This is a genomic window from Arthrobacter livingstonensis, assembly GCF_003219815.1.
Classification (GTDB): domain Bacteria; phylum Actinomycetota; class Actinomycetes; order Actinomycetales; family Micrococcaceae; genus Specibacter; species Specibacter livingstonensis.
The window spans coordinates 1-11,198 of the sequence record NZ_QJVD01000056.1; the positions used below are offsets into that span (position 1 = coordinate 1).

The 11,198-nt window shown below is 67.0% G+C and carries 10 protein-coding genes and 1 pseudogene; 1 reads left to right on the forward strand and 10 read right to left on the reverse strand.

The annotated features are described in order from the left end of the window. The 5 genes and pseudogenes from CVV68_RS22170 to CVV68_RS22190 form a co-directional block, all read right to left on the reverse strand. Positions 1-272: pseudogene (locus tag CVV68_RS22170) on the reverse strand (transglycosylase domain-containing protein); the annotation flags it as partial. A gap of 195 nt (positions 273-467) precedes the next feature. Then, on the reverse strand, positions 468-1,676 hold the full coding sequence (locus tag CVV68_RS22175) for a redoxin domain-containing protein (protein ID WP_110503156.1): 1,209 nt from the start codon (positions 1,674-1,676) through the stop codon (positions 468-470). Beyond that, positions 1,669-2,556 (reverse strand): cytochrome c biogenesis CcdA family protein, encoded by an 888-nt coding sequence (locus CVV68_RS22180; RefSeq protein ID WP_110503157.1) that lies wholly within the window; start codon positions 2,554-2,556, stop codon positions 1,669-1,671. The genes CVV68_RS22175 and CVV68_RS22180 overlap by 8 nt, the downstream gene beginning before the upstream one ends. After that, positions 2,553-3,590: a cytochrome c oxidase assembly protein gene (locus CVV68_RS22185; RefSeq protein WP_211320968.1), complete on the reverse strand. Its 1,038-nt coding sequence runs from the start codon at positions 3,588-3,590 to the stop codon at positions 2,553-2,555. The genes CVV68_RS22180 and CVV68_RS22185 overlap by 4 nt, the downstream gene beginning before the upstream one ends. 2 nt (positions 3,591-3,592) lie before the next feature. Continuing rightward, on the reverse strand, positions 3,593-4,030 hold the full coding sequence (locus tag CVV68_RS22190; protein ID WP_170133317.1) for a MarR family winged helix-turn-helix transcriptional regulator: 438 nt from the start codon (positions 4,028-4,030) through the stop codon (positions 3,593-3,595). 112 nt (positions 4,031-4,142) lie between these two features. On the opposite strand from CVV68_RS22190, the gene CVV68_RS22195 reads away from it, so the two are divergent. Further along, positions 4,143-5,915: a chloride channel protein gene (locus tag CVV68_RS22195; RefSeq protein ID WP_110503159.1), complete on the forward strand. Its 1,773-nt coding sequence runs from the start codon at positions 4,143-4,145 to the stop codon at positions 5,913-5,915. 234 nt (positions 5,916-6,149) lie between these two features. Here CVV68_RS22195 and CVV68_RS22200 read toward each other — a convergent pair whose 3' ends face one another. The 5 genes from CVV68_RS22200 to CVV68_RS22220 all read right to left on the reverse strand — a co-directional run. Beyond that, positions 6,150-7,760: an ABC transporter permease gene (locus tag CVV68_RS22200; protein WP_146239000.1), complete on the reverse strand. Its 1,611-nt coding sequence runs from the start codon at positions 7,758-7,760 to the stop codon at positions 6,150-6,152. Next, the gene (locus CVV68_RS22205) at positions 7,757-8,713 is read right to left on the reverse strand and encodes an ABC transporter ATP-binding protein (protein ID WP_110503161.1); all 957 of its coding nucleotides are present in this window, start codon (positions 8,711-8,713) and stop codon (positions 7,757-7,759) included. Before CVV68_RS22205 ends, CVV68_RS22200 begins: the two co-directional genes overlap by 4 nt. Beyond that, on the reverse strand, positions 8,710-9,354 hold the full coding sequence (locus CVV68_RS22210) for a TetR/AcrR family transcriptional regulator (RefSeq protein WP_110503162.1): 645 nt from the start codon (positions 9,352-9,354) through the stop codon (positions 8,710-8,712). The genes CVV68_RS22205 and CVV68_RS22210 overlap by 4 nt, the downstream gene beginning before the upstream one ends. Before the next feature lie 106 nt (positions 9,355-9,460). After that, a complete protein-coding gene (locus CVV68_RS22215) occupies positions 9,461-10,576 on the reverse strand; it encodes an FAD-dependent monooxygenase (protein WP_110503163.1) in 1,116 nt (371 codons plus the stop codon). 166 nt (positions 10,577-10,742) lie between these two features. Next, positions 10,743-11,198 (reverse strand): acyl-CoA thioesterase (locus CVV68_RS22220; protein ID WP_281268329.1); only part of this gene is annotated, 456 nt, incomplete at its 5' end.

An 11,198-nucleotide genomic window follows, 5' to 3' on the forward strand; every position in this document is an offset into this window, starting at 1 on the left:
ACGGCCTGGCGGTCCTGCTCGTAAAACCTGGCGATCGTGGAGCCGTCACTGGCCAGCACGGTGGTGGCCTGGGCGGGCGGGTTCACGTCCAGGCTTGCCGGGAGGTTGTTGAACATGTTTATGGAGTCGTTGGCCACTGTGGCCGCCAGGGCCGTTGCCGGGACGAACAGGCCGGCGACAAGTGCCCCGCAGGCAATGCTGGTGACGACCAGGAGCAGCAGCCTGCCCAGGGTGCTCGCTGTGGTGAGGACTGGGTTTTTGGTCGTTTTCATCCGTCTGTGGGCCTTTCAAGATCGGGTCCGCCATGGGGTGGTGCATGGGGTGACGCTACAGGTGTTGTTGTTCCGACGTCGCAGTGGGTTGCTGCCTGAAGTGCAGGGCCTGGTTGGGACGGTGACATGAATGCTGTGCCGGCGCCCATCGCCCACCCGCCCGCTGTGCCGGCCCCTCCGGTGTCAGCTACCGCCCTATGTCACGCTTTGGAGCACATATTCCAGCTGTTCGGCCGTCATGATGCCGGGGTGGCGCACCAGCAACGTCCCGTCCGCGCCGATGACCGCGGTGAACGGCAGCCCGGGCACCTGGTACGCCCCGGAGGCAGCCCCGGCGGCATCGCTGAGCAGGGGATAGGTGGTGCCGTATTTGGTGGCGAAGGCCGCGGCGGTGCGGGGGTTGTCGGCGACGTCAATGCCGACAAAGTTGGCCGTTTTGCCCAGTTTCTTGTAGGACTGCTCCATGGCGGGCATTTCGGCCACGCAGGCCGTGCAGGTGGCGGCCCAGAAATTGACCACGGTGACCTTGCCCTTGAACGCGCCCAGCGACGTCGTGCTTTCCGGGTGCGCCAGCTGCGGCAGGGTGAAATCCGGGGCGGGGGCATTGATTGAGGCGCCGCTTTGGCTGGCCGTCGCGGCGGGGGACGGGCCGGCAACATGGATTGCCGCGGCATTGGGCAGCAGGTCCACCGCGGCTTGGGCCATGGCATGGGCGTACAGGTCCGTGCTGGCGGATGCGGTGCCGAACTGGCCCAGCGCCGCTTCCCTCCCGGACGGGTCGATGAAGAAGAGTTCCGTGCCGTGGACCACGTCCCTGGTTTTGGGGTCCAGCTCGATCGGCACCCCATAGGAGGTGGCGGCCTTGGCCAGTTGCCCCGGGGTGCCGGTGGCGAAGACCCAGTTGGAGGCCCCGGCCAGTCCGTGGCCGTCCGTCCATTCCTTGACGGCCGGCGCGGAGGGGTAGTAGGGGTTGGCGTTGACGGAGAGGAACACCACGTCCTTCGCATGGGTCCCGAGGTCCTTGTTGGCGGCCACCACGTCTTGGGCCAGGAGGGTGCACAGGTCCTCACACTTGTCATCGTTGAAGGAAAGCACCACGGACTTGCCGCGGTATTGCGAGAGCGAGACGTGCTTTCCATCCTGGTCGGTCAGCGACAGGGCTGGGGCCGCGGGGACGGGCTCGGACTGCGGGTCGAGCTGGAGCAGGTTGGAAGCGGCCTTATTGATGCCGGGCTCGACGGCGCTGCCTCCCTGGACGTCCGTGGCGGCGGAGGGGTGCGGGGCCAGCCCCGAGACCAGCAGCACGATTGCCACGGCCATCAAAAGCATGACGCCGACCGCACCCCACAGGAGCGCCGCGCCTCGGGGGTTTGGCACGACGGCCGGCTTGGGTGTTTCAGACATGGGGGAGTCCTTCCGAGTGTTCCGCCTCGCGGGTTTCCCCGGGGCTTGTCCAGGTTTTGTGCATGACGACGGCGATGCCCGCCAGCACCGCCGCCAGCAGGATTGCGGCGGTGGCCGCCATGTGGCCGGCCATGAACGAGGTCACGTCCCCCTGCACGGCGCCCACAGCGCCAAAGAGGCCTGCGGCCAGGGGGATGCGGAGAAGCTCGGCCGCCCAGTAGTAGGCCAGGTACAGCCCGGACACCGCGAGCACTGCGCCGGAGACCACCGGCAGGACCCGCCCGGCCCTGCGGAAACGGTGCAGGAGCCCGCTCCCGGCGAGGGCCGTTGCCACGGCCGCTCCCGTCACAAAAAGGCCCATGCCCAGGGCATAGGACAGGTAGCAGGCCAGGCCGGCCCAAAATCCCAGCCGGGTGAATGATCCGCCCACGGCGGCCAGGAACAGGGGCAGGGCGCAGCTGAGGGAACCGATGGCATAGGCGATGCCGAACATGAACGTCGCTGTGAACGTCCGCCCTCCCGCTGCCAGCCGTGGCGTGGGCAGCCTGAGGTACAGCGGGCGCCCGCAGAGCGTGGAGACACCCAGCGCGGCCATCAGTGCCCCCGCCGCCACCATGAACCACGGCAGCCACCCCGCGGCCAGTGCGGCACCGGAGATCAGAACGAGCCCAAGCGTGCCAAAGACAGCCACGAAGCCGGAGGTGACCCCGGCGCCGGAAACCAGGCCACGGGTGGTTCTGGCGGTTCGCCGGCCGCCGGGCCCTGCGGCGAACAGGGCCAGGTACGCGGGTAGCAGCGGGAACCCGCACGGATTGATGGCGGCCACCAAGCCCAGGGTGAACGCGTAGCTGATGGCGGCAGCCACCGCAAGCGGACTCATCCGCGGGACTCGTCCCTGACCGCCAGGCCCTGCAGGTAGCTGTTGTAGTCGTCCAGGTCCACGTCCCCCACGCGTGCGGCGCGGCGGTCTGCGGCCGCCGTCTTGCGCGCGTCGGAACGCTGCCATTTGAGGACCAGGGCGCCAAGCACCAGGAGTGTGGGAAATTCCGTGAAGCCCCACGCGATGCCGCCGCCCACGCCCTGGTCCGCCAACGGCATGATGTTCCAGCCCGGCATGGGCGTGGCATAGAAGTGCACCAGCAATGTGGTGGACATCATCACCACCACGCCGAAGAACGCGTGGAACGGGGTGGTGGCCGCCAGTTCCAGCACCGGCAGGACCTCCCCGGAGATGGACCTCAGCCCCCTGCCTGCCTGGCGCGGGGACGGGTCGACTCCCAGGATCCCCCAAAAATACAGGAACCCGATCAGCAGGAAGTGGATCAACATGACGTTGTGCCCCCACCATGTGCCCATCAGATAGTCGAAGAGGGGAGTGAAATACAGCCCGTAGAGGCTCATGACGAAGAGTGCAAACGTCACCACGGGATGGGTGAGAACGGAAGCCGGCACCGAATGCAGGACAAGCAGCAAGCCGCGGCGCACCGCGCCCTTGCGGCCGTGGCCGGCGGGCAGGACGCGCAGCAGCAGGGTGACGGGGGCGCCGAGGACTAAAAAGACGGGGCAAAGCATGTTCAGTGCCATGTGCTGGATCATGTGGATGCTGAAGAGTTCCATGCCATAGCCGTCAATACCGGTGGCGGTGACAAACAGGATGCTCGCCACGCCGGCAACCCACATCAGGGTACGCCCCACCGGCCACGCCACCCCGCGGCGCCGCAGCACAAGCAGCGCGGCGGTGTAGCCGAGCAGCAACACCACGGCGAGGACGGGCAGCACGGGAATCGGCTGCGGGTGCCAGGCCAGCACGGACGTCACGGTGGGTGGTGCGGTGGGCATCCACATCGGTCCGGTCATTGCCGCGTGCGGGTTGCCCATGCCCGGCATCGGCGGCATGCCGGAAAGGAGCGGCATGCCTAAAGCCCCACGATCATCAGGTCAGCCGCGGGCGGTTCCCCGGCAGCCCCGGCGAAAACTTCAAAGCCGGTCTTGACGGCCTGGCGCTCCGCGGGCGACAAGGACCCCAGCAGCGTGGCGATCTCCGCCCTGCGGGCCTCCGTCACAGTGTCGTGGATGTCCCTGCCGAGCCCGGTGAGGGTAATAATGACCTCACGGCGGTTGGCAATGCCCACCTGCCGGGCAATCAGGCCGGCCGTGACCATGCGGTCCGCGAACCGGCTGAAACTGGACTGGTTGGCTCCAAGCTTCTCCGACAGCTCGCCCATCCGCAGCGGGCCAAAGTCGGACAGGACCACCAGCACCCTGAACTGGGGCAGCGTCACGGTGTCCATGACTGTGGCCAGCGACCTGGCTATGACGCCCAGCAAGGCCCGCGAGGCGGTCAATGTTTCCACTACGGCGTCATTGGGTGGTTGGGACCGGGTGCTAGGCTGCATAATTGCAGTATGGCATATATTGCAGGAGTGCATGAAATTACGGCGTGAGCCAAAAGTGAGGTATCCCGGCATGTCCACAGACATCGGCGCCACGCGGCGCGGACTACCGGCCGTGTGGCGGACCATCTGGAAACCAGCCGCGGAAGGCGGCTACCAACTGATCGCCGTGGCCCTCGTGGTGGGTGCAGGCGCCGGATTCGCCGCCGTCGCATTTCGCTGGATGATCTCCGCCGCCACCCTATTCTTCTCCGGACACGCCGACTATTCGGCAGTCCAAGGCCACCCGGGGCATCCCTGGCTCCCGTGGCTGGGCCCGTTCTTTGTGGTGCTGGCCCCGGCCGTTGGCGGGCTGGTCTACGGGCCGCTGGTCCACCGCTTCGCCCCGGAGGCGCGCGGCCACGGCGTTCCCGAAGTCATGTATGCCGTGAGCCAGCACGGCGGCCGGATCAAGGGCCAGGTGGCCGTGGTGAAGGCACTGGCCTCGGCCATCTGCATCGGTTCGGGAGGATCAGTTGGCCGCGAAGGTCCGATCGTGCAGATCGGCTCGGCGTTGGGCTCCTGGCTGGCCCGCGTGTTCCGGATGCCTGATTCCCGGGTGCGCACCCTGGTGGCCTGCGGTGCGGCCGGCGGCATTGCGGCGACGTTCAACGCGCCCATAGCCGGGGTCTTTTTTGCCTTGGAGCTGCTGCTTGCGGACTTTGAGGCCAGCTCCTTCGGCGCCGTGGTGCTGGCCTCCGTGGCCGCCTCCGTGGTGGGACGGTCGTTCCTGGGCGACCAGGCCTTCCTGCAGCTGCCGCCCTTCCACCTCAGCAGCGGATGGGAATTCCCGCTGTTCCTCCTCCTGGGCCTGCTGGCGGCCGTGGCCGGGGTGGGATTCACCAGGGCCCTGTACGCCATCGAGGACCTGTGCGACTTCCTCTGGCGGCTGCCCAACTGGCTCCGCCCCGCGCTGGGAGGACTGTTGCTGGGGCTGCTGCTGCTGGCACTGCCGCAGATGTACGGTGTGGGCTACCCCGTCCTGCAAGCCGGTGTTGATGGACGTTATGCCGTGGGATTCCTGCTGGTGCTGCTGGTCGGGAAGATCGTGGCCACCAGCCTCACGATTGGCATCGGGGGCTCGGGCGGAGTGTTTGCCCCGTCCCTGTTCATCGGCGCCATGCTGGGGGCGGCATTTGGGGAAGTCGTGGGAATCGTCGATCCCGCGCTTCACGGCCAGGTGGGAACCTTTGCGCTGGTGGGCATGGGGGCCGTCTTTGCCGGGGCGGCCCGAGCTCCCATCACCGCTGTCATCATCATGTTTGAGCTCACCGGCGAATATTCGATCATCCTGCCGATCATGCTCGCCATCGTGGTGGCCACCGGGGTGTCCAAGCTGATGTCCCCTGACACCATCTACACGCTCAAGTTGAGCCGGCGCGGCGTGGACCTGACCCGGCATCCCGGCACCGAGCTGATGCAGGCCACCCTCGTGAGGGCCGTCATGGACAGCAGCCACCGGGCCTTGGACGGCAGCCTCAGTGCCGCCGAGGGTTCGCGGCTGCTGCTGGCTTCCGGCAAACACAGCCTGCCGGTCACCGACGCGGAAGGCCGGTTGGCCGGCGTCGTCACCCTCCAGCTGCTTTCCGTGGAGCTGGCAGGAAGCGAGTCCCGGCGCGGGCCTTCGCTGTCCGGGGTGGCCGAGCATGTCGCCACTGCCGAGCCCTCGGCGACCCTGGACTCCGTGGTGGAGCTGGTGCTGGAGTCCCCGGCCGGAGGTGGCCTGCCCGTCGCGGAGGACGGGGTCCTGAAGGGGTGGCTGAGCCAGGAGGCCGTCCTGCGACTTCTCTCGAGGGCCCGGCCGTGAGGAAACGGCCCACCCATTGCAAAGTCGGCCATGCTTGGCGATCGTGCTGCCCCCGCCTGGGTGCCGCAAGGTGAGAGAGCCTGTTTCAAGAAGTGCGCCGTTTGGCGGCCCTGTCATCATGCTGGTCACCGGACCGGACCGGGCCGGACCGGGGTATCGGGAGAGCGCAGGTGTCTGCCCTGTCAATTGCGTCGGCCGGTCTTGGGGCCTCGGTGTGGACTCCCCAGGGGGATATCAGCCTTGGGGTACTCCACGCCGGCGGAAAGCCGCGAAGCCAATCATCATGAGGGCCAGGGCGACGGCGGCCATTATCGTGAGTGCACCGGCCTGGATCGTGCCTGCTGGGGGGTTGCCCACGTGCGTGGTCGGCGAGATGTCCAGCACCCACTGGGGGAACTTTAGGCCGGGACCGAGGAACGCGATGAACGTCATCACCGCGTACCCGGCCCAGGCGATCGCGAACAACCGAGGTCGTAGGCCGTAAACCGCCAGCGCCAGCCCGGCGAGCACGAGCTCGGCCGGTAGGTAGTCCAGTCCGGAACCTAGAGCGGGGCCGAACTCTGCCATGTCTCCTGCCGACAGGGCGGTCGCGAGGCCCAGGACCAGCGACGATCCGAGCACAATCGAGATGAGGCCACCCAGCACGACCAGCACGTGTGATGCCAGCCAGCGGTCCCGGGACAGCGTGCCGGATAGCCGGGTCTCCAGCCGGCCGGCGGCCTCCTCGGCCCGGAGTGTGCCGATGGCCTGGACGACATACCCGGCGGCGATGACGGCCAGGTAGAGCTGGATGGCAGCGACGAACCCGTCCAGGGGCCGACCGTTGGTGATCCCCATGGCCGCGGCAAAAGCCGGGTTGCCGGCCATCGCATCGAGGCCTTGCTGAGAGAGGGCTCCCATCGTCCCCGTGAGCAGCGCGCCCCCGGCGAACCAGCCAAGGATTGCGGGTCGGTGGATCCAGGCCGCGAGCCCGATAGGGCTGCGCAGCGGGGTGGCAGCGCGCTGGGGGCCGGCGCCGCCCCGGATCAGCGCGCTGCCCAGGTCGCGCCTGGCGGCCAGCCACAATGCCGCGCCGCCCAGTGCGAGGCCGACCGTAAGAGGGATTGCCAGAGCCCACCACCGCAGGTCCCCGAACGGTGCCGCTTTCTCCGCCCAGCCGAGCGGAGAGAGCCAACTCACCCAGGTTCCGCTCACGTCGCCGACGCCTCGCAGGACGTACGATGCCGCCAGGACCATCAGGCTCCAGAGGTAGACCCCCCGGGTGTGCTGGGCGAGCTGTGCCAGCACGGCGGCGAGTCCGGCGAAGACGAAGGCCAATCCGACCAGAGAGAGTGCGTAGAGGACCGACCCTGCCGGCGGGACGCCGAAGACTGCCAACCCGACGGCGAAAAGTACCCCGGTCGCGACAATAGTCGCGGTGGCCACAAGTAGCGCGGCCAACGTCGGTTCGTGACGGGAAATGCGGCCCCCAAGGAGCATTTCAAGCCGGCCGGACTCTTCCTCGCGGCGCGTTGCCCGTGCCACCAAGGCGATGCCCAGCAGCGGCAGCAGGAAGGCAGCCATGAAACCGAACTCGTCCTGGATGACGCCCCCAAGAGAGTCAATACCCTCCACCTTGCCGTTGACGGCGACCAGGGCGCTGCCCGAAGTGACGGCCTCGGCGTAGGTGTGGATCTTGGCGGAGGTGTCATAGAGCGCGGCGACACCGGCGGCGGTGCCGACCATGGTCCCGCCCAGCACCAGCACCCACAGCAAGGCACTGCGCCGCTGAATACGCCCGACGATGCGCAGCATGATGCCCAGACCGCTCGGCTGGGGCGAAGCGCCAAGATGTCGGGGTTTCATGAGGGAGCCTCCGCAAGGCTCTCGTCTGCGGCCGCTTCGTCCGGGCCCAAGGGTGGTCCGTAGTTCCGCAGGAAGAGCGCGTCAAGACTGGGGGGCGTGAGCGTGAGTGTGTGGATGCCCGCCGCGTGGAGCACCCCGATGACGGAGTCGAGGTGGTCGGGGTCGATGGTGAACCGGGAATCCACTCCACCGTCCAGCCGTTCGCTTTGATGGTCGGCGACCCCCTCGGCCTCGGCCAGCCCGTCGGGCTCGCGCACGGTGACGGCGTGAACGGCGCTCCGGGTGCTGCTGCGCAAGTCGGCCAGGGTGCCACTGGTGATGGTGCGGCCCCGACGGATGATGCTTACCCGGTCCGCCAGCGCCTCCACCTCTCCCATGATGTGACTGGACAGCAGCACGGTCACACCGTCTTCGCGCCGGTCACGGATGCACTGCTGGAAGGCCTGCTCCATGAGCGGATCGAGACCCGAGGTTGGCTCGTCGAGAACCAACAACTCCGCGTCAGCGGCCAGGGCGGCGATCAGGACTACCTTCTGCCTGTTGCCCTTGGAGTAGTCGCGAACGCGCTTGGTGGGGTCGAGGTCGAAGCGCTCTATGAGGTCCGCCCGGCGTTGACCGTTGACTCCGCCGTGGGTGGCGGCCAGGACGTCGAGGCACTCACCCCCCGTCAGCGCCGGCCAGAGCGCGACATCCCCTGCGACGTAGGCCAGTCGGCGGTGCAGTCGGGGCGCGTCGCGCCAAGGATCTCCGCCGAACAGTTCGGCGTGGCCCGAGGTGGCCTTCATGAGTCCGAGCAGAACCCGGATCGTCGTGGACTTGCCGGAACCGTTGGGGCCGAGGAAGCCGTGCACCTCCCCCGGGTGCACGGTGAGGTCCAGGCCGTCGAGGGCCCGGACCTTGCCAAAGACTTTGGTGAGTCCCTCGGTTCGGATCACAAAGTGGGTATCTGTCATGACGGAGGCTCCTTCTCCAGGGTCGCGAACGCGCCCCTGGCGTAGACGGCGGTGACGTCCTTGGCCCAGCGGGCGAGGCCCGTGGGTGTCAGGGGATCATCGCCGATGGCGGTGGCGATCTGCTCGCGCAGCAAGATCACCGCCAGGTCGCTGACCAACAGGAACGCCGCTCGGACGGCCGGGTCCTCAGTGGGCGCTGCGACTCCACTCTCAATCATTGCGTCCAACACGCCACGGGTCGTGGCGTACCATCGGCCGAACAGGGCTGCCCCGGCAGGGTCATTGGTGAGCAGCAGTCGGCGCAGGTACGCCGGCAGAGGGGATCCAGGCGGGAATACCTGGACGAAGGCCTCTGCCACCGACGTGGTGGCCTCACCGCTGGCGAGCATCTCCGTGAGCTCCTGACCGCCGAGCTCGGCGAATATGGCATCGAGGGATTCGGCCGCGTGGGCGTCGACGGCGACTCGCAGCCCGTCCTTGCTCCCGAAATGGTGGAGCACCAGCGCCGGCGACACCCCCGCGGCTGCAGCGATCTCACGCACCGTCACCGCGTCGTGCCCTCGTTCTGCGAACAAGCCCAGCGCGGCGTTGCGAATCGTTGCCCGGGCGGTGAAGTCTCGCTCATTAGTGACTGAACCCATACTCAAGATACTAAACAAATGTTCAGTTCACTACAAGGGGTTCAGATGGCAGGAACGGATTCTGGATCCGGGTGGCCTGTCAACGAGCACCGCTACGGGGTCCGTTTCACCGTTTGTTCCGAAGGGGGAGCGCGTTCAAGACTGCATTGCGTGTCGTAATGCCCCATCGGGTATTGGGCACGAGGAGACGTGATGCGATGCCAGCGCCCCGGTGCAGCGGTCTGACGTATTTGCGGTGGGTGTGTTCATAGGCGCCGAACGCGGTGGTGTGGTCCCCGGGGTGCGTGGCAATCGCATCGGCAAGGGTTTTGGCTCCGACGATCGCGCTGCTGGAGCCTTCACTGAACAGCGAAATGCAACTTGCAGCGTCACCAAGCAGGACCACGCGTCCGGTATTCCATCGCGGTACTTCGACGCGAGTGACGGCATCGAAGTACCTATCCCCGGCCGCGCCCCATTCCTGAAGTGCGTGTGTGGTGAGCCAACCGCCGCCAGCGTAGGTGGATTCGACAAGGCGCCGGCCTTGTTCCGTGTCGCGGTAGTCGAAATTGTGCTGCCCACGGAAGATGAAAGCGAAACCGGGCTTCCCACCCGCCGGATGGATGGTCAACGAGGTGCCCGGTTCGTTGTACAACAGCACGGTGCGCGGATCCTCGATCGGCATCGGGGAGCGCACGGTGCCTACGAACATGCCAAGGGGGTGGGAGAAAAGGTCGTCGGGACCGAAAGCCAGGGTCCGGACAGCGGAGTGGATTCCATCGGCGCCAACGACCAGGTCGAAGCGCAGGGAAGGAGTCCGCCCGAACTCCACGTCAATCCCGGCACCATTTTGGTGCAAGGCGGTGACCGAGTCGCCCTCGATGATGAGGCTGTTCTCCCGGGCCTTGCTGAGCAACAGGTTGACGAGTTCATTGCGTGCGACTTCCACCTCTGCATGGCGGTCGCCGCGTTGGCGCGTGCGGATGGATGCCAGTGGTCGCCCGTCGGCGTCGACGAAAACGAGGCGTTCCACACCTGTGCCAGCCTCCTGCAGGTGCGGCCAAATGCCCATTTGTCGTGCAATGGCGACCGCGGCTCCCCGCACGTCGACAGGGTTGCCGTCAGTGGGCGTGCCGGCTGCCCGTTCCACGATCGTGACAGACCAGCCGGACATCGCCAGCCAGTACGCGGCGGTCGAGCCGGCAATGCCGCCGCCGGAGACCAGTACGCTGTGTTCTGCCATGCGCCCATTCAAGCACCGACCACCTGAGGCGCTCAAGACCGGATGTCGGTTCGTTTTGCTCAGGGATTCCGCGGCGGGAACCAATAAAGTTCCGGTCTTGCCCCTCCGGTGGCAAACGCCCATAGGCCACAGACGGTCGCTAAAGGGTAGCTGGAACGTAACGCATTTAACAGTCGTGCCTCGTGTCGGACTTCCAGCTGGCAACAAGGTGGTTGGGGAGCCTATTTCCCGGCGCCCGGCCGCGGATTTCGAGCAGATCGCGGGCATGGGCGTGCAGGCGCCTGTCCTCTTCGGATACGGGGACCCAAGCCGGAACCGGCACCGAGTTGCCGGCGTCGTCCCGTGCCACCATCACGGTCAGGCAGTAGGTGGTCAGGTTCATCCCGCGCCCCTTGGGATCTCCTGAACGGACGTGGACCGCTATGTGCATTCCCTTCGTCCCCGTGTAGACCAGGCGCGCCTCGACTTCCACGACGTGGCCAATCAGCAGCGGCCGGTAAAACCTCACACCGCCGGAAAACACCGCCACGGCGTCATTCCCGCAGTAACGTGACGCGCACACATAGGCGGCTTCATCGATCCACTTCATCACGATCCCGCCGTGCACCTTGCCACCCCAGTT